Below are 23,388 nucleotides of genomic sequence, written 5' to 3' on the forward strand. Positions count from 1 at the left end.
CTTATTCTTTATTTTGAGATGGAATTATTTTTTGAATCAATTTTTGAAATACTTTTTGTACAGGTGCCAATATTACATCCATATTGATTAAACCAATATCATTGGTGGCACGATAAGTCAATAAAACAGCCAACGGCGTAAGAATCATGGACGACATCCAAGCCCCAAAGAAAGGTGCCATACCATCTTCTTGAGAAATCCTTTTCCCAAAAGTATTGATAAAATGGAAGGATATAAAAATCAAGACAGCAAATACAATGGGCAAACCTAGTCCTCCTTTTCGGATAATAGCCCCCAATGGCGCTCCTATAAAAAACATCAGGAAACAAGCATAAACAATAACAAATTTATCATAAAGAGCCAAAATATGTCCGTTTATGTTTTTCTTTTTGCTGTCCAGTTCACTTTTAGTTGCGTCAATCGTATACAATGTGCTTTGAACACTACTACTGGCAACTTTTAAAATTTCAACTTTTTGTTTGTTGTCATAAATAGACAACAAATTATTAACCAAAGACTTTTTCTTAGCAACTTGCGGAGCATTATTATCAGGTAGTGTACCTACTTTTATTCCACTGTTTTCAGAGAATGAGATAATGTCGGTATTCCTGCTTTTATCCAAAGAATCCAATGTATATTTCAGATCACTTACATTCAACATTGAGCTGGTGTTGGACACTGTTTCGTCTTTTGTATCCACTTTATTCAATTGGGACAAATCAATATTGATCCGGTATTTTTTAAAAGAACTTTTGGCAAAAGGCAATTTATCACGATCCTCATACTTTTTCGGTACAATATCCTGATAATAATTCCCGTCATTCAAAACCAATTGTAGAATACTCGTTTTATCACTACTAATTAATTCTCCGTCGGTGGCTCGAATTACAGTTTTACTGCCGTCACCATTTTGTGATTTTTGATGAATTGTAATTCCGGTAAGGTGATTCCCGTTCTCCCCCGATTTTTTATTCACTTTAATGTTGTATGGGCCAACATCACTAAATTGACCTTCAGTTATAGCAAGTGCAGGTTTGGCTTGAGCAATATTTTTTCTAAAATTAATAAACTTAAATTCAGCATACGGAATAACATTATTGGCAAACAAAAAAGCTACAAGACTTAATATTGCAATTGAGACAGTCAGGCTTCGCATGGCTCTTTGCAACGAAATCCCCGAAGATTTCATAGCCGCAAATTCATAATGCTCAGATAGATTTCCAAAAGACATTATCGATGCCAATAAAATAGATAACGGTAAAACCAAAGGCACAATTCGAGGCATCGAAAAAGCCAAAAATTTGACAACCATCACAAAATCCAAATCTTTACCAGCCAATTCAGCAATAAACAACCAGACGGTTTGCAGTATGAACACAAAAAAAAGGATAACAAATACCGTAGCAAATGTACCCAGAAATGTTTTTAATAAGTATCTGTCTAGAATTTTCACCGAAATAATTAGTCTAATTTATTGATGTAATAGTTGGGATATTTACTCGCAACAAAGGTAAACTGATTTTTCGGCAATGACTGATTTGTTTTAAAAGAATTAACCGTCAATGTCGTTTTGGTTCCTTTTTTGGCAATTTCTATCACATTGTAGAGATTGTTGGTTTTAGTATCAATTCCTACCAAAATCTCTTTTCTTTGATCTTTGGCATTTGTAGGAGTCAATTTAACGTATTGTATTTTTTTACCGCCTACCGTTTGAACAATATCCATTGTGAATTTATAACCCGTATTAAAGAAAGTCAGCATTTTTGATGGAGTAATTGCCGAATCATCTTTCTCATCCACATTCGAAATAGTGATTTCCTCATCTTCAGGAACAATAGTATAGTTTTTTTTACCGTCAAAAATCTTGGTGATTCCCATAAAATTCAACACATATTGATTCCCTTTCATCACTACAGTTCCTTTACTGTCCTGATTGATGTTCTCCTTGGCATTATTCAAAGAATATTTAAAATCAATCGTAATATTGTTATAACTTTTTACTTTAGCAGTCACTTTATCCAATAAATCCTTTGCTTTTTTGTCCTGTGCTTGAGTCGAAAATCCAATAAAAAAGGCAACTAAAAGCCCCATTACCATTTTTACACCTATTTTGTGTTGTAATCTCATTTGTTCTGTGTTTTGTTGTATGCTTATTAATGTATTCTTGTTGTAGTAATCATTTAGCGTCAGTTTGCAAAAGCTCGTGTGGGCGTGTCCACATTTAGGAAAGGGGCTTACTGATAGTACCGTTTACAAAGCCCCTTTCCTAAATGTGGTCGGGCTATCCGGCTTTATCTCTCCGCTACGCTACGAGGATACCACCTACTATCCCTCACGCGCATTTGCATAATTACCTATTTAGTGCAAATGTAGATGCTAAAAAAATGAAAAGCATCTAAAAAAAAGCTAAATTTCGGTTAAGAATGCCTTTTTATTACGATGATTCTTATTCGTTATCGAATTTATCTAAATATATAGAAAAGGGCCTAGTGAGTTGTAATCTCCTATCTGAAATCTATTTTCTAAAATGTGCCATCTGAAACCTGCTACCTACAATCTAATAATCTAGCTTTCATTATTAAAAAACTGATCCAGTCCTGTCATATCTTGTATATTCACGCTTCTAGCCTTACTTCCTTCAAAAGGGCCAACAATTCCAGCAGCTTCCAATTGGTCAATCAATCGCCCTGCTCTATTGTAACCCAGTTTTAATTTTCGTTGCAATAATGAAGCCGATCCTTGTTGCGCATTTACAATTACTTCTGCAGCTTCCCTAAATAAACTATCTCTTTCAGAAATATCCATTTCTAAACTAACTCCTCCATCTTCTCCAATAAATTCAGGAAGTAAATAAGCCGTGGCATAAGCCTTTTGCGAACCAATAAACTCTGTTATTTTTTCAACTTCTGGAGTGTCAATAAAGGCGCACTGTACACGAACAACATCATTTCCGTTCGTATATAACATATCTCCCCTTCCTATCAATTGATCAGCTCCTTGCGTATCTAAGATGGTTCTAGAATCTATTTTAGAGGTTACCCTAAAAGCGATCCTCGCAGGGAAGTTGGCTTTAATCAAACCAGTAATTACATTCACAGATGGTCTTTGTGTCGCAATAATCAAGTGAATACCAATAGCACGGGCTAATTGTGCCAAACGCGCAATAGGTACTTCAACCTCTTTACCGGCAGTCATAATCAAATCGGCGAACTCATCGACAACCAATACGATATAGGGTAAAAAACGGTGTCCATTTTCTGGATTCAATTTTCTTGCTTTGAATTTTTCGTTGTATTCCTTGATGTTTCTAACCATCGCATCTTTCAATAGCGAATAACGGTTGTCCATTTCCACACAAAGCGAATTTAATGTCGCAACAACCTTTGCATTATCAGTGATAATGGCATCTTCGGTATCAGGCAGTTTGGCGAGATAATGTCTTTCTATTTTATTAAAAAGCGTAAGCTCTACTTTTTTCGGGTCAACCAATACAAATTTCACCTCGGCTGGATGCTTTTTGTATAAAAGCGAAGTCAAAACTGCATTCAATCCTACCGATTTTCCTTGCCCGGTAGCACCCGCCATCAATAAGTGGGGCATTTTTGCTAAGTCAACTACAAAAGTTTCGTTCGAAATGGTTTTTCCAAGGGCAATAGGCAATTCCATTTCTGCTTCTTGGAATTTGGCTGAACCAATAACACTTTTCATCGAAACCATCGTTGGATTCTTGTTTGGAACCTCAATACCAATAGTTCCTTTTCCTGGAATAGGTGCAATAATACGGATCCCTAATGCTGAAAGTGACAAAGCAATATCATCTTCCAAACTCTTAATCTTCGAAATACGAATTCCCGCTTCAGGAACAATTTCATATAAAGTTACCGATGGTCCAACAGTCGCTTTGATTTGCGCTATTTCTATTTTGTAATTACGTAGTGTATCTACAATTTTGTTCTTGTTTTCTTCTAACTCTTCTTGGTTGATAGTAATACCGCCAGTCGAATATTCTTTTAATAAATCAATGGTTGGGAATTTGTAATTGGATAAATCCAAAGTAGGATCAAATAACCCAAAATCAGATACCAAGCGTGAAGCCAAATTATCTTCTATAATATCTTCTTCAACCGCTTTTTCAATAACAAATGCTTCTTCTTTTACAGGTGACGCAACCGTTGGTAAAATCTCCATTGGAAGCGGCTTGAGAGTAGGCTCTAAATTAATATCGGAAGAATTTGAAATAGTCGGTTTCAAAGCCTCTTTGTTAATCTCAAACTGAGAACCAGTTGTTTTCAAATGGATATCATCCACTTCTTCTTCTTCAGATTCTTCTACTGCAAACTCCTCAAGATTATAAGCACTATCATTAGGCGTTAATACAGGACTTGAAGCCAAATCCTCTTTTATTTCTTTTTTGGTACTTTCAAAAAAGGACTGCACTTTTTCTGGTGATAACTGCAATTTGAAAATTAAATAAACAATTAAACCAAAAATCAAAACCAGAAGAGTACCCGTTTTTCCGATATAATCTTGTGCGAATAAATTCAATTCATATCCGATTGTCCCTCCCAATTCAGGCATTGAAGTGGCAAAAAAACCAAATAAAACAGATAAAATAATAACGGCAAATAAATCCCAAAACCAAACTCCTTTTAGTTTTTTTATCGAAAGACTCAAAACCAAATACATTCCCGTCAGGAAAAATAAACGCACAAATAAAAAGGAAGCGATACCAAAACCTCGGTATACGAATAAATCGGCAAGATAAGCTCCAAATTTACCCAGCCAGTTTTGAACTTCTTCTTTGCGGTCTGTCAATTCGGAAACTGCACTTTGGTCGATTTTTCCATAGATAAAAAAGGAAACAAATGCGACTAACAAAGCGATTGAAAATAATACCAAAAGAGATCCAAAAACAATTTTGTGCTGTTTAGTGAATTCCCATGATCTTATGCCTTTAGATTCCGATTCTTTTTTTGTATCTAAAGATTCTTTTTTTGTAGATTTTGCCATTCTTGATTTTAATTGAACCTATAAAAATTTTGGGATATAAATAATTAGACCAATTGCGATTGCTGTTAATGCAGCAAAGAATACTGCTCCAGCAGCAATATCTTTTATAAAACCAATTCTTTCATGATAATTTGGGTGGATAAAATCGGCTATTTTTTCGACAGCTGTATTCAATCCTTCAACGCTCATAATTAGACCTATGGCCATCGTTTGAAAAAGCCATTCGGTAGTGGAGATATGAAAATAAAAACCGGCAATGGTCATTATGATTCCAATAGAAAATTGAACCATAATGCTGTGCTCGGTAGTAATTAATTTTACAGCACCTAGAAAAGCGAATTTCACGCTTTTCAATCGGCCTGTAAGTAATGTATTGTCTTTTTTAAATTCCATTATATACTATTAAAGTACAGCTAAAGCAGCTTCGTAATTTGGTTCGTTTGCAATTTCTCCCACTTGTTCTGTGTGAGTTACCACACCGTTCTCATCAACAACGATAATTACTCTTGAGTGCAATCCAGCCAATGGTCCGTCAACAATGTCTAAACCATTATTTTTCCCAAAAGTACCTTCTTGAAAATCAGACAGATTCACTACATTCGCAAGACCTTCAGCACCACAAAAACGTTTTTGAGCAAAAGGTAAATCTCTTGATATACATAAAACAGTAGTGTTTGCCAAATTACTTGCACTCTCGTTGAATTTTCTAACTGATGTTGCACAAGTTCCAGTATCTATACTTGGGAAAATATTTAAAACTAATTTTTTACCTGCAAAAGTGCTTAAATCTGCAACAGATAAATCGTTTTGAACTAATTTAAAATCAGCCAATTTTGAACCAACTTTTGGTAATTCACCTGAAGTGTGTATTGGGTTTCCCCCTAATGTTATTGATGCCATGGTGTTTGTTTTTTTTATGAGGTTCAAAAGTAAGGATTAATATTTGAATCTAAAAGTATTTGTTCTTTTCGAGTTTTGAGTTGAGAATTATGAATCGTTATGAGTCGTTCAATTTGTTTTTTAAAACAAAAAATATTCTTCACTAATATTACAACCTTTAGTCATCATTCTTTTAGTTCCCTACTTATTCTTTATACTAAATATTTACTTTTTGCTAAGAAGATTATCCAAATTTAGGTTGCGGCAAAGGCACAAACTCGGTTTCATCGGGAACTTTCGGAAACTTTTGATCGATCCAATCCTGTTTTGCTTTTTCAATTACTGCTTTATCAGAATGGACAAAATTCCAATAGATAAAATGCTCTTCTGGAAAGGGTTCTCCACCAAAAATATAGACCGTACTGTTTTCGCTCATTTGAAACTGACAAAGACTGCTTTCCTTAGCAACCAAAATTTGTTTTGAAGTATAGGTGTTACCGTCATTTTTTATTTCACCTTCCAAAATATACATAGCGCTTTCTCCAAATAGTTCTTTACCGATATTCAGCGTGGCTGAACTAGTGCTTTTTATTTCTATAAGATACAACGGACTGTAAACAGGTACAGGTGATTCTTTTCCAAAAGCTTTACCAGCAATCAGTTTTATCGAAACATTATCTTGTTGCCATTCAGGTATATCTTTTGCTTCAATATGAAAGAAAGAAGGTTCTATATTTTCCATTACCTTGGGTAACGCCACCCAAATTTGCAAACCGTGCAGACTTTTATCGGTAATTCTCAAACGCTCGGGTGTTCGCTCCGAATGGACAACTCCTTTTCCGGCAGTCATCCAATTCACGGCGCCTGGTGTAATTTCCATTTCTGTTCCAATACTGTCCCGATGCAATATTACTCCTTCAAACAAATATGTGAGTGTCGAAAGCCCAATGTGAGGATGGGGTGGTACATCTAAGTTTTGGTAATCCTTAAGTTTTGCCGGCCCCATATGATCCAAAAATACAAAAGGCCCAACGGCACGCTTTTCACGAAAGGGCAACAACCTGCCCACAAGAAAATTCCCGATATTGGCAGCTCTTTCTTCTATAATTAATCCAATATTTGACATAGTTATAATTTGAAAATTTAAAATGGTAAGAGACAGAAAAGTATCATTCAAAAGGCATTCTAAATTAATTTAAAAAACAAACAGATGAGGAATAAAGATACAAATCTTGTTATCAAAACCGAAAAACTGCAGATACAATGAATAGAGATAAAATTCTGTTAGTTATTTCCAATGCCATTTAAACAAAATCATTAATACAATTCAAAGAGAGAATTAAAATTGAGGTTATAGGTTAAAGAATACTCTTCCTATTATCAAAAAAATGAATAGGCTTTCTGCTCATCGGATTAAAAATTAAAGGCCTCAGCACTTCATTCGTAGTGAATTCAATTTTGGGAGTTACACGCAATTTAGCTCTAAAATGATCTTTTAATTCCTGCAGAAAAACTAGTGTGGGATCATTGACTGCAATCTTTATCAAAATCTCATCGGTTCCCAAATCATTAGTAGCTATTTCAATGATGTAGCTTTCAATAGCATCAAAATCATTTAAAACATCGTGCATAGCGGGTGGGTACAAAGTAGTTCCTTTGTATTTTATCATATGCTGTTTTCTTCCAATTACGGGACCAACTCGCAATGTATTTCGTCCACATTGGCACGGATCGGAGTGCAACTGAACAATATCCCCCGTTTTGAAACGAATCAAAGGCATTGCTTCAATTCCCAAAGTAGTAAAGGTTAATTCCCCAGACTCACCATTTTTTACGGGATTATTATTTTCATCCAATACTTCCACAATAATCAATTCGGGATGATGGTGCCCCCCTACTCCGTGTTCACATTCGGTAAAAGCTGTACTCATTTCGGTGGAAGCATAAGTGGAGAACAACTTAATTTTCCATTTATCCGTTATTTTTTTGGACAGTGCATTCATCGTGAAATCTTGATTCCTAAGAGATTCTCCTATGCAGATAGCACCTATCACACCAGAATTATTGAAATCAATGTTATGCTTTTCGGCATATTCAATCATTTTTAGCAAAAAAGAAGGAACCGCAATTATATACGTTGGCTTGTATTTTAAAATGGAATCCCATTGCAATTCTGGAATTCCGGCGCCAACGCGAATAACACCTACTTTCAATTTTCGAAGTCCCAAAAAATAAGCCAATCCTGCCATAAAACGACGGTCAATTGTCGTCATCAACTGCACAATATCGCCTTCTTTTATACCTGCGCAATCAAACGAAATAGCTTCATTATAAGCCAATCTATCCAAATCGCCATCAGTTAACCCAAAAGTGACCGGATCTCCCAAAGTTCCTGATGTAGTGGCATAATCAATTATTTTATTAGCAGGAACACATAAAAAATCATCATTGTGTTTTTGCAAATCTTCTTTGGTTGTAACCGGCAATAGAGTTAAATCCTCTATTGTTTTTATATTGGAAATATCAATATTGTTTTTAGAAAAAAGGGAGCTGTAAAAAGGCGAATTGACGTTAACATAGCGCAAAAGTTCTGCCAATTTTTGTTCCTGAAACGATTTTATTTCGGCTGTAGTGGCTGTTTCTATCTTTGGAATCATTATCGTTTTCTTTTAATTTTCTTTAAATAATTTGCAATCTCCTCTTTTTTAGGAAGCGTACTGATTTCTTTAGTCAATGCTTTTTCAAATTGCTCCTGAGCCAAACCGTATTTTTTATTTTGATAAAAGTACAATCCTGCTTTATAATAAACAACCCAATAATCAGGATTCAAAGATTGATAATATCCAATGAAATCGGAAGGCAAATCCTGTTTCTTTTCCAAAAACAAATCTATTTTTTTATCCTCAACACGAAATTGCTCATAGTTTTGATAGGCAACTGTTTCCAAAAATGGATCTGCTGAAATATTTCTTTTTTCGTCTTCCAACGAAACAATGCTGTCATTTGCTTTTCTGTTTTTAAAAATAGTATTCAAATCATAACAAACAAATTCACCTAATTGATACGGACTCGCCGATACCCAAACCAATCGCTTCGAGGGTTGGAACACAATTCCGTGAAGTGCCAACAAGTGGTTCAAAGCTTTATCGTTCCCATACCCCAAAGGCAGATTATTTAATCCTTCTTTGTTTCGAAGTATGTCAACAGCAACTTGAGGCGTAATTTTTGGATTTTCATTCAATAATTGGGTCATACGATCAAAACGATATTGGGAATGACTGTTTTTAATTTGATCTTTATTTCGCTTGTTTTCCTTTAAAGCTTCACTTTGAAAATGATTGGAACAAACCAACTGATTAGCATTCGGAATCTCAAAAACTCCTAAATTATCAGGAGCAATTTCTATCAAAACGGCTCTATTGTCGTTCGCACTTCCTACCATAATCGATTCAGACACGAATACTTTTTTCTTTTTGGCTATAGCAATTGCTTCATCAATCGTTCTGGCATATTGCAATATTTCCCTTGTCACTATGGAAATTGGCGTTTTGGCACTCAATGGAATTTTGGATTTTCCGGCGTTGATCGTCAATGTCAAACCTTCGGCATTCATTCCTGAACAAACGCCTACCATCCCAGGCCAAGTCACCATCATAAACGGATAGCCTTCTTTTGGATTTATAAAGGCTACTATTTTATCTTTTGCGAAAGCATCTCCGGCATAAAAATCGAAATTTCGACCGATAATTAAATTTCCGTCTTCTGTTTTATTTCCCCAAACTGCAAAAGAAGTACAGCCAACAATACCCAAATCCTGAAAGGCGTGGCCAATATCGTGTGCACCGTGCAAATACATATCCCTCACAAAATTTGGAGCGACGTGATTTAAATCCTCAGGCGCATATTTCGAAATTCCGTAGATTTCGGCTTGATATTCATTATCGATATTCAGATATAATTTTCGATTGTACCAATTCAAAAAGTGCATCAATATTTTCCTTTTGAAATTGGACGGGACTAAAACATCAACCCTGTCAAAAAATATGTTTTCCTGCTTTTTTATTAAAGAATCCGACAAACTACCCATTGCCAAACCGCGTTCCAATGGATCACCCTCAACATAGAGTTCCCATAAGTTTTGTTTGTTTTTAAGTAAAAAATTATTTCCGGTATAAAAAACGGTGTTAGATTGTTTTGTGACAACGGGAATACTGTTGTTAAAACTTGAAATTTCTGGTTGATGGTGTAATGATTTTGAAGTACCGCAAGATGCGACCACGAAAGCTAAAACGATGAAAACAATATGGTCAATTTGCTTTTTCATACACCTTAAAGTCAATCCTTATTATGAATAATTTTGTTGACCAAATACTCCCTACCCACAATCTCCGAGCAGGTAACAACCGCGCCAATCGTTACCCCCAAAACCCCGTGCATATTAATACTTTGGCCCGTTAAATAAAGATTATCCAACTTTGTTTTGGATGGAATAAAAGTTTTCATTGGGTTATTGGAATCTTTCTCATAGCCATACATATTTCCGTTATGGCCTCCAATATAATCTCTGTATGACAATGGCGTAGAGGCATGCACAGATCTTATGCAATCTTTAATTCCTGGGAACTTGAGTTCAATCTCTTCCAGAAAACGTTCGGTTTTACGCGCTTTGAAAGCTTCATAACTTTCGCCTCTTTCATTTTCTTCAGCAATTGTGTTGAAAGTATCCTTCCAAGACTCCACATCCGAAAATTTCATATAGGCAATGAAAGTCATTCCCTCTGCCCAGCCATCATTCTTTTTCGTTGCATTCGCCGAAGCCAGAAACGCTTTTGGCCAAGTTTCCTCGGTATAATCCTGAGCATTCCAAACATAGTCACTATCCTTGAAATGATAATAATTCCGATTCAGATATTTAAACGTCTTCGGTTTAAAAACGATATACAGACTAAATGCCGAAACACCACCCTCCAAACCAGAAACCCTATTGACAAAAGCTTTTCTGAAATGATCTTCCCCAGCCATTTTTAAAGTGGTTTTAGGCTCAATATTGGATATGAAATATTGGGCAGAAACACTTAATCCATCTTTCATTGTGGCTTTTGCGACAGCGTTATCTTCAACACTTAACTCAAAAACCTCTTTGTATTTAAAAGCAACACCTCCGTATTTCTTCAGTTCTTTAATTAACTGTTTTGTTATTTGGCTTCCACCGTTAATGCATCGCCAAGCACTTTGCATATACGTATTCACCGTCAATGCGTGGACATAAAAAGGGGATTTGTCTCCCATTCCAGCATATAAAAAATTGCTCCCGGCAAAAACAGCACGTAATATTTTATTTTCGGTCAATCCATCGATAAATTCTTTTGCGTTGATTGCCAAAATATCTTGATCATATTTACCTTCCAATCGTAAATTATAGAGTGGAAATCGATCACAAGTCTTTAAGATTGCTTCACAATATTTTTCAATCGCTTCGCTTTCTTCGGGAAAAAATTGAGTCAATCGTTTTTTAAAATTATCATATCCCTGAGCGTGGGGAAATTCCAGTTTATGATCCTCAAATGAAATTATGTCATAACCATCCTCATCCATTTTTTTGAGATTCAAGCCATCCATAATTCCAATATACTTGAAATATTGATGTAGGTTCTCGCCTTCACCCAATCCTCCGATGTAATGAATTCCGGTATCAAAAATGGTTTTGTCACGCACAAACGTCTGGAGATTTCCTCCGTATTGATTATTTTTTTCCAACACACAAACACTATATCCTTCCTTGGCCAATATGACAGCCGAAACGAGTCCGCCAAGACCGCTTCCTATTACGACCACGTCATAGTGTTTTTTCATTTTCATTCTGCGTTCTTTTTTAATACAATCAAATTTTCTGTTTCAAATGAAACTTCGAATCCTAAATTCAAAACCACCGATTTTAGACCATTGGATTTCAACAAAATAACTGTTGTAGCCAAATTACAAATTGTTTCCAAACTAACAACAGCATTTCCATCAGAAATAAGGACAACATCATAATTCTTCGAAACGATCGGTTCTGTTGGGTTCAAATACAGAATCTTTCTTTTCTTTACGATATAATTCGATTGGGCAACCGCTCTGTTTTCTTCCAAAGCTATTACAGAATCAATTTTCCTCTGCGATTCCTGCAAAGCAATCAGCATATCCAATTGTCCATAATCATTCACGAAATGCAGAATTCTAGCTTTAATGTCAATCCATTTATTCAAATTATAATATAAATCCAAATGCTGATTTAGGTCTTCTTTTATTGACTGTATAATCTGCGGCTCTTTGAAAGCATAACTGTTCATCAACTTTGATCTGAAATAATCAGGGCCTTCTAAATCTAAACGCATTTTTCTGTATTCTGATTTAAAAAAAGCGCTTATTTTTTTGGTACGTTCTGCCACGGTATTTCCAAAAACTGAATTATCAGGTGAGATTCGATCCAAAATAGCCACAGTGGTAATTCCGTCATTGAGGATAAAATCCCCTTTTGGACAAACCTCAGAATAGCCGTGGATAACAAGTGGAATAATGTCCAAATGTAATTGCTCGGACAAATAAAAAGCCCCTTTGTGGAAACGCTTTATCGTGTTGTCTTCAGATCGCGTTCCTTCGGGGAAAACCATAATCGAAAATCCTTGCTCCACTTTGGTTCGCAAATGATCTATCCCATTGTCCATTCCGCTCGAAACTGGATAAAAACCTGCCAAACGAACTCCTTTTCCAAAAATGGGAGAATTATAAACCCAATCGCTAACCAAGAAAATAATTTTCGGACTCAGCAATCCTACAGCTAAAATATCCAAAAAGGAACTATGATTGGCAATGATTACAGCAGGTTTATCAAAAATTTCATTCGACTTGTTTATTGTTTTTCGTCTATTCATAAAATGGCTAGCCAAAACCGAATGCATAAACTTTGACAAGATAAAATGAAAGACTCTCAATTTTGATTTTTTGGAAAAAGGCATAATTTTCATCAAAATCCCACTGACAATTCCAAATACAAATCCCCCCAAACCAAAATAAGCAAACGAAAAAACAGAATGCAATAATCGTCTGATTTCATAAGGCGCTTTCCCTTTTTTAACTCGATTGGTAACAAAAAAATTAAATACCAAAGGCTGCAAAATAAAGGTGATCAGCAGTGCTGAAAATATACCGATAATTGCAATTAAGGCTATGGATTTTAAGGCAGGGTGTTTTGCAAAAACAAGAACTCCAGTCCCTAAAATTGTGGTTGCCAACGATAATATGATTGAGGTTCTATAACTTGGCAATTCAATTTTCCCAAACGTATATTCTTTTTGCAAAGCCGATGTCATAAAGATGCTGTAATCCACTCCTATTCCAAAAATCAAAGTACAGACAATGATATTAAACACATTAAATTGCAATCCGAACATTCCCATAAGACCAGTCGTAAAAACCCAACTTATCATTATCGGAATGATGCTTATAATTACCAATTCTATTTTTTTAAAAGAAAATAACAGAACAAAAAACACTGCTATAAAAGAATAATTGACAAGGTCTTCAAAACTTGTTTTTAGTGTTCCAAGAAAAGTTTCATTCGTTTGTTGTCTGTCAATGACAACCAAATTGGGCTGTTTTTTTATTTGATTTACAAAGACATCTCTTTTTACTTTTGGCACTTTTACCAAAGTGGAGATAGTATAAAATCCATCTTTTTGAGCAATAAATTCATCCAAGAAAAAGGATTTCACCGTAAGGTATTCCTGAATCGTTACCGGGCTAAAGTTCTTGTTCAACAATTCATAAAACCCATCAAAAGTAGTCGCTTTAAAACCGTATTGATTCCCTTCACTGATTAAGGCTTGCGTCAGATTTGATTTTTTTTGGGAACTCCAAAAAGAATTCCATTCCGCTATTTTTTGTTTTTGAACTTCGGCAGAAAAAACAATTCCTCCAATCGAACTGAAATTCAAAATTTCCTTGTCTTTTTTGTCCTTTTGCAGTGTCTCAAAAAGTTGATTGTTATTGGCCACAACTTCCTCATAACTTTTTCCGTAAGTAGCCAAATAAATGGATTTTGACGAATCACTATTGGCGATATGTTCCAATTGTTTTTCGGCCATTCTTAATTTGGGAGTCATAAAATTTAAGGAAGACAAATCATTATTGAAAGTAACCTTTGAATAGGTAAAAAGAGAAACTGCCAACAACAAGAGCATTGAGATGACCAAAAATTTACTTTTATGATACGAATAAGCACCAAGCTTGTCAATAAAATTAGGCTTTGGAATAAATACTTTTGAATTTGATCGATATAAAACCGGTATCAAAACCAAAGAGAAAACTGAAGTCGAAACCACGCTCAAACCAGCAAAAATCCCTAAATCCTGCAACGCTTGCGAATTAATGAAAAACAGGCACAAAAAGGTGATTGATGTCGTAATACCGCAAAGCAACAAAGGTTTCGTAATGTCTTTATAGAGTAATTTTACATTTTTATTATCCCTCAAATGAGTTAAAACATATATCGAATAATCTGTGGTTTCGCCCAATAAAACAGAACTGATTCCTAAAGAAATAGCCGAAATACTGCCTTTCCAGAAATATAAAACAGCCAAAGCGAAAAGAGCCCCGAATATCGACGGAATAAAAATAATAATCGGAGTTGACAGATTTCTATAGAAAAAAGCCAGAATTATAATCAATGTGACACCGGCAAAAATCGAGGTGTTTTGCACATCAGCTTTGATTTGGGTCGCATTGGCAACCGCAACAGGCGTCGCACCAAAATAAGTCATCTCCACTTTACCTTTGAACTGCTCATTCAGATTGGTTCTGATCTTCTCCAAATTATGGATAAAAATAGTGTTCTTATCCGTTTCATTCGCCTGCAATTTGGGAGTCACAAAAAGCAATAAGTTCTTCTTGTCTTTGCTCAATATGAATCCGTTTTGAATCGCAAAATCATCACCTACACTAAGCTGTTGCAATTTTTTCAAGGCAATAAATGAAATCCCAAGAGGATCACGAAGTATAAAATCTTTGGAAACCAACCCAGCAGGAGAAATTATGGATTTATAATCGGAGGATACGCTATTGGCTATGCTGTCTTTTTGCAGTTTATTTTCAATTAATGCATAATCCTTTTGATCCAAAAAAAGAGGCAGATTATCATACACAAAATCAAAAGTTTCTTGAATATTCTCTTCTTCAATCTTGCCTTGTACTTTGGCTACAAAAGGTTTGCAATTGGCATCCAAACTATCGATAAAGACGTTGGCATATTCCGTCAAATTATCTGGTGAGCCATTGCCTTCACTCGAAATAATGATCGTGATTTTATCGGCGAAATTCACCTGATCCAATACTTTTGAAGTCACTCCCGATTTATCATTGGAAGGAATCATCTGATTTATATTTTCCTCAAAAGCTAATTTGGATGCAAAAAATCCCAAAAACACAGCCATAGCAACTACTATACCTGCAGAAAGGAATTTCCGTCTAGTCATAAAGGCATATAAATCGTAAAAGTAATTACGCATAGGCTATTTTTTGTTTTTATTATTATCTACTAAAGATAACAGCAAATAACTCGTAAAACCAAATAGAACAGCGAGAAAAGTTGCCAAAATAAAACTTCCCACAACATATTGTGCCAGATTTTTTTGAATATCGGCAAATGTCATATCCGAATTCAGAATCAATGGTTTGTCGCTAGTGATAAAATAACTCCCCACTTTTAGCGACCCATAAATGATAAAAGGAATAAAAGGCGGAAAACTGACATTGGTAAATGCAAAAGCAATGGCTTTATTCAGCTTCAATAAAACCGCCAAAAACAGCACAAGTATGGTTTGAAATCCCCAAAAAGGACAAATTCCGATAAAAACTCCCAACGCAATCGAAAACGCTTTTCGTTCATTCGAGTCACTGCTGTGTAATATGTTTTCTAAGAAAAATTTCTTAAGTCCTTTTTTTTTTAGTTTCCGAAAAAAATCTCTCGGCTTTATGTAAATCAGGGCTTTGGTAAGCAAAACGGTATTGAGAATACTGATTCGGGTAAAATCTTTGAAAGGCCTAAAATGCGAAACCCTTTCCTCAGGATCATACAAAACCTTAACCGGAATATTCCTCACCGGTATCCCTTTCCAAGCCGAACGCACAATAACTTCGATTTCAAACTCAAATTTATTGGTAAAATAACGTCTCGGAATTTTTCGCAAAGGATACATTCTAAAACCAGATTGGGTGTCTTCGAGCTTATGCCCAGTTTCAACCCAAAACCAAAAATTAGAAAATTTATTTCCGAAACTGCTTTTTTTAGGGATATCCTCCCCCGTCATATTTCGGCATCCTATCAACAACTCATCAGAACTTGTTTCCAAAGTTTCAATAAAACTAGGAATATCAGAGGCAAAATGCTGTCCATCTGAATCTATCGTAATGGCATAATTATAGTTTAATTCCAATGCTTTTTTGAAACCGTTCCGTATCGCCATTCCTTTTCCGCTGTTTTTGGAATGGTGAATTTGTACCAAATTCGGGTACGTTTCAAGAATTTGGGCTGTGGTGTCCGTAGAACCGTCATTGACCACAATAACATTGGACGTATATTGCAAAACCGAATCCAAAACCCGCTTTAAAGTCTTGTGATTATTGTATGTTGGTACAATAACACAAACTTTGTGTTGTTCAAATCCTGTCATTTGAGGGGAAATAGCATTCATTTATTCTATTCTTTTTTTCTATAAACACTGCTCAATTTCAATGCAAGAGTTTCACCAAAATAACTCGCATTTTTAACTTTGACCAAGTTGTCTTCTGTTGCGGTGATGTCCAATTCCAAAAGTAATTCTGGCGTTTCAAATGGGTTAATCAATGCCGTAAATTTCACAGTGGACAATGTTTGCAAAAACAAAGAACTTCCCGTAATCTGCTCAGTCAGCTCCTTTATGATTTGCAACATACAAACACCTGGCATTGTCGGTTTATCAGGAAAATGTCCTTTGAAAATATCGTGTTCTGCATTGATAAAAATCACTGCACTATACTTAGAATCGGCGGTGTTTTCCAATGAGGTTACTTTATAAAAATCTTTTAATAACATAGCTAATTGGCTGGCTGATTAAAATAATTCAGCTCTATTTTTAATTTTATGTTTTGATGCTGAATCACAATCTTTTCAGCAAAAATATTGTTTTCCGAACTATAAAGAAGATTTATTATTTCTTTTCGTTTAGACGAATGTATAATTTTATTCAATTTTTTGGTTGATTTTGAAACAAACAGATAGTTCATTTTGTCTTTATCCAATGCCAGAAAAACAGTATTTTCCGCATTTTCAAATTGCTCACTGATGGTATAATGGTTTCGCAAAAGCAATCTAAAATCTGCAACCAAAGTATTCATAACCATTTTTCTGTCAAGTTCTTCTAGAATAAAATTGACTTTAAAATCGGTCTCGGAAATCTCAAAATCAAACAGTTTATTTCCAAATTCGGTGGTAAACACCACTCTGTGCTTATTATCATTTATTTTCTTGGCAATGAAAATACCAGTCAATTCTTTGCCATAAACCGTAATATTGGCTTTATAAACATAATCAATCGCGGGGTTGGAAAAATAAGGAACTTCAAAAGTAGTTTTTTCCATAGCCATAGTTTTATAATCCTGCACCACTTTATTGCTCGAACAAGAAGATAAAACAAAAACCAAAAAAATGCTAATTCGTAAATAAAGCTTCATCGACTTTGGCATTGATTACTTTATTTTTGAATACAATTCGGGTGAAATCTGCAGATGATTCCAATAATTTAACCTGAACAACCGTGGCGTCATCATTGTCAAAAGTCAATTCAATTTGCTTGATGTATTTTTTGAGAGTCACATCTTTTGGAGTAAACTTTGCCACATTTTGGTCTTTATTTTTAAAATACGAAATGGCAAATTCCTTATCGTCAAATAAATTTCCGCTCACGCTTCCCACAATCAATTTATTGATTTTTCCAAACAATTTACTGTTCCCAGTATCGTGGGCACTTTTCTTTCCTTCGTCATTAATCAATATTTTTCCGTTCTTAAAAACTATCGAATAATTATACGGCTTTTTGTACTGCCAAAGCAACGAATTAGGTTCCTTGAAAACCATTTTCCCTGAAGTTTCAATGTCTTTTGACAAAAAATCAAGATGCTTGTATTGCACAAAATCAGTGTTTAAAGTCTTGATTTTCTTGGAAACCACCGAAACGGATTGTTTGAATACGGCAATTTCACTTTCGCTCATTTTCTGCTCTTGAGCCAATGATTTGAATTGAAAACCAATTAAAAAAAGTGTTATTAAGTAAATTTTAATCTTCATAAGCTTTTATATTCAGGAGTTCTTCTAACGGAACCACGCTGTAATTATTTTGTCCTAAATACAACAGCAATTGTTTCAACACACTTACCGTTTGAATTGATGTATCGTGCAAAAGTACGATTCCTCCAGGTTTAATTCTTTTTATAATTCGATTCAAAATAAATTTCTTATTTTTGGTTCCCCCATCAAATGATCTAATATTCCATCCAATCGTTTTGTGTTTGGTAACTGCCAATGCTCTTCGAATAGATGGATTCGTAACTCCATAAGGCGGGCGGAACAAATTTGTCTTTTTCCCTAAAACTGATTCTATCAAGGCATCGGTTTGTTTGATTTCGGCAATCACTTCGCTTTTTCGGTAAAAATCAAAAAAACGAGAATGACTGTAGGTATGATTCCCAACAGTATGTCCTTCCTCAATCACTTTCTTTAAAATCTCAGGATGCGTTTCAATGTTTTTGCCAATGCAAAAGAAAGTGGCTTTGGCATTGTATTTTTTCAAAACATCCAAAACCAAAAGTGTCATTTCGTGCGGGCCATCATCAAATGTAAGGGCAATTTTTTTTTCCTTTACCAATGGATTTCCACAGTACGTTTTTACGTGATAATTGGAACCAATAAACGCAGATCCCCAAAACACGATCAAAGACCAAACAAAGCCAACCAACACAAAATATTTGATTTCTTTCACTCCAAAAAAACACAAGAGGAATGCCACCAAAATAAAAAAAGCGGTTGTTAAAGTATGTTTCAAGATTTGGAAATTAAAGTGAAACTATGGTCAATTCCGTTACGTTGATTGTACAAAAGAACCGTTTTGTAAACTTGTTTATCCAATGTATTTATTTTTGCAATATCAGGAATATTTTGGGTTTGGATAATTTTGGATCCCACCCATAATCCAAACGCTGAAGCGGTGTCATACTCTCCACTCAAGTGCTTGTAATAGACTTGCGGTATGTTTGAAAAAGTAATATCAGTCAGCTTTTTATAATACAAATCAGAATCCACATCGCCGTTATGACCCAGCAAAACAGCATCGATATCGTTAATTTCCAAATCATTGGAAGCAAGGAAAGAAATGATTTTGCTTTCTACTTCCTCTAAGTCTAATCTATTGAAGATTGCTACATCCAAAATTTCTGCAATCGTATGCACTTTTATTTCATTTTCCAAAACAAAAAAAGTGGCGCCTTCTCCCAAAACAACACCTTTTGTAGTTGATTCCAAAACCGAATACGGACTTTGATTTTCTTCTTTTATAATCCCGGCCAATTGAAACAATGACGTGGCAGAATCGGCAGTTTCATCAATTCCTCCAACCAAAATACTTGAAGCTTCCTCTTCTTCAATCATCATTTTGGCATCATAAAGCGCCGATTCAAAAGAAACCGATCCATTTACGTACGTCAGATTATACCCTTTGCAGTGCATACCCAAAGCAATTTGCCCGCCAACGGTATTATGCGTCGATTGAATGAACGAAGTGGGGGTCAGGAATTGTTCGTCATTATCCAATATTGATTTCAAAAACTTCTCAGAGTCTTCGATACATCCCATTCCCGTTCCTGTAATAATGGCTTCAACGGTTTCCAACTTGGCTTCTCTCAAAGCAAGAGCCGAAGCTACGATTCCGTTTTTAACTCCTTTTGCCATTCTCCTGATTGCAACAGGCGAAATAAAATCTTTGTAAACAGGTGTTTTTAAAGGCAAAACAGTATCATTCACATTCAATTCTGCTTCTTCCAAAAAAACAGTGTCGAACGTTTTTTGCGCCGAAATACAACCTAATCCATTGATATATGTTTTTTTCATACGCCGTTCTTATTCGCTTTTGGAAAATATAAGAGTCGAACAATTTCCTCCAAATCCAAAGGAATTAGAAAGTACGTGTTCTATATTTTTATGCTTTAAAGTTGTTTGTGGAACCAAATTAAACTCTTCCATAGGTGTTTCAAAATTCAGGTTTGGAAAAACCACATTATTCTGAATCGCTAAAACACTAAAAACCGCTTCGATAGCTGCTGCCGCTGCCAAAGTATGTCCCGTAAAAGGTTTGGTCGAACTAAAATCAGGCACTTCGCTTTCGCCAAACAAACGGGCTATTGCCCTTCCTTCAGACAAATCGTTATTTGGAGTTCCTGTCCCGTGAACATTGATATAATCGATTTGTTCAGGTTGCAGTTGGGCTATTTTAAACGCTTTTTTCATCGCCAGAAAAGCACCTTCTCCGTTTTCGGAAGAGGCTGTTTGGTGAAAAGCATCGTTGGTATTTGCATATCCTGAAACCCGTGCAAACACTTTTTTGTTTTCTTTTTTGACCAATTCCTCCGATTCCAAAACCAAATAAGCGGCCGCTTCACCAAGATTTAATCCAGTTCTGTCATTATCAAATGGTTTATTGTAACCATCAGACAAGATCATAAGCGTTTTAAAACCATTGATGGTAAATTTGGACAAAGCATCGGTTCCTCCCACAATGACACGATCGAGTTTGCCCGATTTTATTAATCGAGCTCCCAGCATAATCGCATTTGCAGCAGAAGAACAAGCGGTGCTGATTGTGGTTACCATTCCTTTCAGTCCTAATTCATTGGCTATTTTGTGGCTATTGTCACCGGCATCATGGCTGTTGATGTATTTTACGGTTTCGGGATTATCAAAAAAGTCATGAAAGTGGCGTTCCGTCATATCCATTCCTCCCACGCTCGTTGCCGAAATCAATCCGGTTCGGTATTCATTAATCGAAGTGATGCCAGCATTTTTTACGGCTTGTTTGGCCGCAATCGTACCCAGCATTGCCGTTCTGGAAAAATTATTATCTTTCCCTAATTGCAGTTCCTCGATTAACTCTTGATTGGTTTTCTTTATTTCTCCAACCTTAATCACATCTGCATGTACCGTTGCAATATTTTCAATAGTAGAAATTCCGGCTTGACTAAGCAACAACGCATCATAATTCTCCTCCACCGAATTCCCGATCGAAGAAATGATACCCATTCCCGTTATAGCGATGCCTTTATGCATTTTAGATTTTAGATTATTAGACTACTTAAGTGATCAGACCTTATGGATTATTAGATTAACACTTCCTTTTTTAGAAACTGTTGAAAATCTAAAATCGAAAATTAATTACTTAACTCTATTATCGAAAATATAGCCAGCCATAGTATCAATGGACTGAAAAATCATTTTCCCTTCTTTTGGGTCAACCAATTTAATTCCGTAATCTTTATCCAACATCACAATAAGCTCCAAAGCATCTATGGAGTCAAGCCCCAATCCGTCACCAAACAAGGCATCATCATCGTTTATATCTGCTATTGCAATATCTTCAAGGTTTAAAACTTCAATGATTTTACTTTTTAATTCCTGCTTTAATGCTTCCATAATTATTGATTGTATAGTTTTATTAATAGTTCCTGATTGTGTATTAATTCGCCTTTCTTATCAACCAAGTACAGAAAGGCTTTGTAATCTTCATTATAATATTCAACCCAGCCACACAGGACTTTATCCGCTTTTTGGGTATCCAATAGAATATTGCTGTATTTCTCCATAAATTCGGGGTTGTACTCCACAAATATAAAGAAAGAATTTTCGCTTCTCAATTGATGTCTGATACTAATTTCTCCCAAACAAATATTCGGCAATGTATAAACAAATACAGCTGGACTTGGATAATAGTTTTCTGGATCAACAATTGAATTTTGATATTTCACATCGGTGTCCAAACTCGATGATTTGTTAGCAAACACCAAAGCCGTATTATTTTCTTTTGAGGCATCGCTTTCTGATTTCAAAAGCAATTCTGCTCCTAGAAAAGCCAATTTACTCAAATTATCCATCTTAAAAAACTTAGAGTAACTTATTTCAAGATTTTGATATGCTTTCTTCGAAAAATCAGAAAAAACAGTTGGTTCCGTACTGAAAACAATTTCTCCATTCAGCAAAATTTGATTATTCTGAATTGAGCAATAAGATTGTATGTACGTTTTGTTTGCTTCCATTAATTTACTTTTTCAAAAACAACTGCCGTATTGGAACCTCCAAAACCCGAAGCCGTTTTTAGGAAATATAGAATATCTTTATCCTGATTTTTTTTGATGACATTAATCGGCTGACTTACACCTATAACATCAAAACCCAACGAAACAAACAATTTGCTTTCCAGTACAGATTGTATTCCAATGACAGTCTCCAACAATCCCGAAGCGCCCAATGTATGTCCATAAAATCCTTTAAAACTATTTACTGGGACGTTTTCAAGCCCTAACCTATTCAAAGCTATGGCTTCCATTTCGTCATTAAAAGGAGTAGCCGTCCCGTGAGCCGAAATATAATCAATTTGAGTACTATTTTGGGCTTCCGCCAAAGCGCTTTGAATACTCCTGTAAAGTCCTTCCCCTGTTCGGGATGGCCCTGAAATATGATTGGCGTCATTGATGGAACCGTCTCCTATGATTTTTATTTTGGCATTTTCAATATTTGAAGAAACCAAAACTGCTGCCGAAGCTTCTCCTAATGTTACTCCGTTTCTGTTTATAGAATAGGGTTTACAAGGCGAATCACTCATTGCCTGAAACGAATTGAATCCAGACAAAACAAACTTTGAAACTTCATCTCCTGCCACGATAAACACATTGTCATACATATCCGCCTGAATCAACCTTTTGGCTACCGAAACAGCTGCAATCCCAGAAACACAAGCATTTGAAACTACAATCGGCTCTACCTTAAATTCAAAGAAGTCGGCGACTTTCTGAGCCAATTGATTCAAATAAGCGGGTTCTATATTTTGATTTTCCAAAGCGGTAACATTCCCTTTTGTAGTTGAAAGAATAAAGCCCGTTCGTTTATCCTGAACGACTTTGGATTTTTTAATTATTGGTTCCAAAGCCAAAATCATCATCTTTTCTAATTTGGAAAAGTTCTTGTCCGAAGTCACTTTGGCGAAAGCCAAATCCAAATGGGCATCATCAATAATGGAAGCATAAAAAGGGATATTCAACAACTTTGGCTTATCATGCAATTGAATACCAGAAACTTCATTGCCAATGCTTTTTATATTGGCAGACACATCAAACCCAATAGGTGTAATGCAGTTCGTTTCGGTTATATATACATCTTTTATCATT

General features: G+C 35.4%; 20 protein-coding genes. All 20 read right to left on the reverse strand.

The genetic code is table 11. From position 1 onward, the window contains the following. Window position 1: 1 nt before the first annotated feature. The 20 genes from J2W95_RS00260 to J2W95_RS00355 all read right to left on the reverse strand — a co-directional run bounded on the left by J2W95_RS00260 (window position 2) and on the right by J2W95_RS00355 (window position 23,387). Window positions 2–1,453 carry an LptF/LptG family permease gene (locus tag J2W95_RS00260; protein ID WP_310002726.1) on the reverse strand — a complete coding sequence of 484 codons (1,452 nt, stop codon included), beginning with the start codon at window positions 1,451–1,453 and terminating at the stop codon, window positions 2–4. A gap of 8 nt (window positions 1,454–1,461) precedes the next feature. Next, complete coding sequence (gene lolA1 / locus J2W95_RS00265; RefSeq protein ID WP_310002729.1) at window positions 1,462–2,127, reverse strand: outer membrane lipoprotein periplasmic chaperone LolA1; 666 nt, start codon at window positions 2,125–2,127, stop codon at window positions 1,462–1,464. A gap of 438 nt (window positions 2,128–2,565) precedes the next feature. Next, window positions 2,566–5,010, reverse strand: coding sequence for a DNA translocase FtsK (locus J2W95_RS00270; RefSeq protein WP_310002730.1), 2,445 nt, complete (start codon window positions 5,008–5,010; stop codon window positions 2,566–2,568). A gap of 18 nt (window positions 5,011–5,028) precedes the next feature. Next, window positions 5,029–5,403 carry a diacylglycerol kinase family protein gene (locus tag J2W95_RS00275; RefSeq protein WP_310002732.1) on the reverse strand — a complete coding sequence of 125 codons (375 nt, stop codon included), beginning with the start codon at window positions 5,401–5,403 and terminating at the stop codon, window positions 5,029–5,031. Window positions 5,404–5,412: 9 nt separating this feature from the next. Beyond that, entirely contained in the window at window positions 5,413–5,910 is a 498-nt protein-coding gene (gene tpx, locus J2W95_RS00280) for a thiol peroxidase (protein ID WP_310002734.1), read from the reverse strand. A 223-nt stretch (window positions 5,911–6,133) separates the two neighbouring features. Continuing rightward, window positions 6,134–7,015, reverse strand: a complete 882-nt coding sequence (locus tag J2W95_RS00285) for a pirin family protein (protein WP_310002736.1) — start codon at window positions 7,013–7,015, stop codon at window positions 6,134–6,136. A 232-nt stretch (window positions 7,016–7,247) separates the two neighbouring features. Further along, a complete protein-coding gene (gene flxY / locus J2W95_RS00290) occupies window positions 7,248–8,546 on the reverse strand; it encodes a flexirubin biosynthesis putative acyl-CoA ligase FlxY (RefSeq protein ID WP_310002738.1) in 1,299 nt (432 codons plus the stop codon). Next, the gene (locus tag J2W95_RS00295; protein WP_310002740.1) at window positions 8,546–10,213 is read right to left on the reverse strand and encodes a C45 family autoproteolytic acyltransferase/hydrolase; all 1,668 of its coding nucleotides are present in this window, start codon (window positions 10,211–10,213) and stop codon (window positions 8,546–8,548) included. Before J2W95_RS00295 ends, flxY begins: the two co-directional genes overlap by 1 nt. An 11-nt stretch (window positions 10,214–10,224) precedes the next feature. Further along, window positions 10,225–11,742, reverse strand: a complete 1,518-nt coding sequence (locus tag J2W95_RS00300; RefSeq protein WP_310004250.1) for a phytoene desaturase family protein — start codon at window positions 11,740–11,742, stop codon at window positions 10,225–10,227. Window positions 11,743–11,744: 2 nt separating this feature from the next. Further along, window positions 11,745–15,434, reverse strand: a complete 3,690-nt coding sequence (locus tag J2W95_RS00305; RefSeq protein ID WP_310002742.1) for an MMPL family transporter — start codon at window positions 15,432–15,434, stop codon at window positions 11,745–11,747. Between the two features lie 3 nt (window positions 15,435–15,437). Beyond that, window positions 15,438–16,619 (reverse strand): DUF2062 domain-containing protein, encoded by a 1,182-nt coding sequence (locus J2W95_RS00310; RefSeq protein ID WP_310002744.1) that lies wholly within the window; start codon window positions 16,617–16,619, stop codon window positions 15,438–15,440. Window positions 16,620–16,624: 5 nt separating this feature from the next. Next, window positions 16,625–16,999, reverse strand: coding sequence for an ApeI family dehydratase (locus J2W95_RS00315; RefSeq protein ID WP_310002746.1), 375 nt, complete (start codon window positions 16,997–16,999; stop codon window positions 16,625–16,627). 2 nt (window positions 17,000–17,001) lie between these two features. After that, entirely contained in the window at window positions 17,002–17,649 is a 648-nt protein-coding gene (gene lolB2 / locus J2W95_RS00320; protein WP_476400169.1) for a flexirubin biosynthesis protein LolB2, read from the reverse strand. Next, complete coding sequence (gene lolA2 / locus J2W95_RS00325; RefSeq protein WP_310002751.1) at window positions 17,615–18,250, reverse strand: flexirubin biosynthesis/transport protein LolA2; 636 nt, start codon at window positions 18,248–18,250, stop codon at window positions 17,615–17,617. Before lolA2 ends, lolB2 begins: the two co-directional genes overlap by 35 nt. Then, window positions 18,240–19,004 (reverse strand): polysaccharide deacetylase family protein, encoded by a 765-nt coding sequence (locus J2W95_RS00330; RefSeq protein ID WP_310002753.1) that lies wholly within the window; start codon window positions 19,002–19,004, stop codon window positions 18,240–18,242. Before J2W95_RS00330 ends, lolA2 begins: the two co-directional genes overlap by 11 nt. Next, window positions 19,001–20,065 carry a beta-ketoacyl synthase N-terminal-like domain-containing protein gene (locus tag J2W95_RS00335; protein ID WP_310002755.1) on the reverse strand — a complete coding sequence of 355 codons (1,065 nt, stop codon included), beginning with the start codon at window positions 20,063–20,065 and terminating at the stop codon, window positions 19,001–19,003. Before J2W95_RS00335 ends, J2W95_RS00330 begins: the two co-directional genes overlap by 4 nt. A gap of 9 nt (window positions 20,066–20,074) precedes the next feature. Then, the gene (locus tag J2W95_RS00340; RefSeq protein ID WP_310002757.1) at window positions 20,075–21,277 is read right to left on the reverse strand and encodes a beta-ketoacyl-[acyl-carrier-protein] synthase family protein; all 1,203 of its coding nucleotides are present in this window, start codon (window positions 21,275–21,277) and stop codon (window positions 20,075–20,077) included. A gap of 105 nt (window positions 21,278–21,382) precedes the next feature. Beyond that, window positions 21,383–21,640, reverse strand: a complete 258-nt coding sequence (locus J2W95_RS00345) for a phosphopantetheine-binding protein (RefSeq protein WP_310002759.1) — start codon at window positions 21,638–21,640, stop codon at window positions 21,383–21,385. Between the two features lie 2 nt (window positions 21,641–21,642). Then, the gene (locus tag J2W95_RS00350; protein ID WP_310002761.1) at window positions 21,643–22,260 is read right to left on the reverse strand and encodes a 3-oxoacyl-ACP synthase; all 618 of its coding nucleotides are present in this window, start codon (window positions 22,258–22,260) and stop codon (window positions 21,643–21,645) included. Continuing rightward, window positions 22,260–23,387 carry a beta-ketoacyl-[acyl-carrier-protein] synthase family protein gene (locus tag J2W95_RS00355; protein ID WP_310002763.1) on the reverse strand — a complete coding sequence of 376 codons (1,128 nt, stop codon included), beginning with the start codon at window positions 23,385–23,387 and terminating at the stop codon, window positions 22,260–22,262. The genes J2W95_RS00350 and J2W95_RS00355 overlap by 1 nt, the downstream gene beginning before the upstream one ends. Window position 23,388 lies beyond the last annotated feature (1 nt).

The sequence above is a fragment of the Flavobacterium granuli genome (assembly GCF_031456055.1).
In the GTDB taxonomy this organism is placed as follows: Bacteria; Bacteroidota; Bacteroidia; order Flavobacteriales; family Flavobacteriaceae; genus Flavobacterium; species Flavobacterium granuli_A.

Coding starts and splice junctions, on each gene's coding strand:
- lolA1 (WP_310002729.1), bottom strand. CDS start 2,127: ATGAGATTACAACACAAAATAGGTGTAAAAATGGTAATGGGGCTTTTA.
- J2W95_RS00270 (WP_310002730.1), bottom strand. CDS start 5,010: ATGGCAAAATCTACAAAAAAAGAATCTTTAGATACAAAAAAAGAATCG.
- J2W95_RS00275 (WP_310002732.1), bottom strand. CDS start 5,403: ATGGAATTTAAAAAAGACAATACATTACTTACAGGCCGATTGAAAAGC.
- tpx (WP_310002734.1), bottom strand. CDS start 5,910: ATGGCATCAATAACATTAGGGGGAAACCCAATACACACTTCAGGTGAA.
- J2W95_RS00285 (WP_310002736.1), bottom strand. CDS start 7,015: ATGTCAAATATTGGATTAATTATAGAAGAAAGAGCTGCCAATATCGGG.
- flxY (WP_310002738.1), bottom strand. CDS start 8,546: ATGATTCCAAAGATAGAAACAGCCACTACAGCCGAAATAAAATCGTTT.
- J2W95_RS00295 (WP_310002740.1), bottom strand. CDS start 10,213: ATGAAAAAGCAAATTGACCATATTGTTTTCATCGTTTTAGCTTTCGTG.
- J2W95_RS00300 (WP_310004250.1), bottom strand. CDS start 11,742: ATGAAAAAACACTATGACGTGGTCGTAATAGGAAGCGGTCTTGGCGGA.
- J2W95_RS00305 (WP_310002742.1), bottom strand. CDS start 15,434: ATGCGTAATTACTTTTACGATTTATATGCCTTTATGACTAGACGGAAA.
- J2W95_RS00310 (WP_310002744.1), bottom strand. CDS start 16,619: ATGAATGCTATTTCCCCTCAAATGACAGGATTTGAACAACACAAAGTT.
- J2W95_RS00315 (WP_310002746.1), bottom strand. CDS start 16,999: ATGTTATTAAAAGATTTTTATAAAGTAACCTCATTGGAAAACACCGCC.
- lolB2 (WP_476400169.1), bottom strand. CDS start 17,649: ATGCCAAAGTCGATGAAGCTTTATTTACGAATTAGCATTTTTTTGGTT.
- lolA2 (WP_310002751.1), bottom strand. CDS start 18,250: ATGAAGATTAAAATTTACTTAATAACACTTTTTTTAATTGGTTTTCAA.
- J2W95_RS00335 (WP_310002755.1), bottom strand. CDS start 20,065: ATGAAAAAAACATATATCAATGGATTAGGTTGTATTTCGGCGCAAAAA.
- J2W95_RS00340 (WP_310002757.1), bottom strand. CDS start 21,277: ATGCATAAAGGCATCGCTATAACGGGAATGGGTATCATTTCTTCGATC.
- J2W95_RS00345 (WP_310002759.1), bottom strand. CDS start 21,640: ATGGAAGCATTAAAGCAGGAATTAAAAAGTAAAATCATTGAAGTTTTA.
- J2W95_RS00350 (WP_310002761.1), bottom strand. CDS start 22,260: ATGGAAGCAAACAAAACGTACATACAATCTTATTGCTCAATTCAGAAT.
- J2W95_RS00355 (WP_310002763.1), bottom strand. CDS start 23,387: ATGATAAAAGATGTATATATAACCGAAACGAACTGCATTACACCTATT.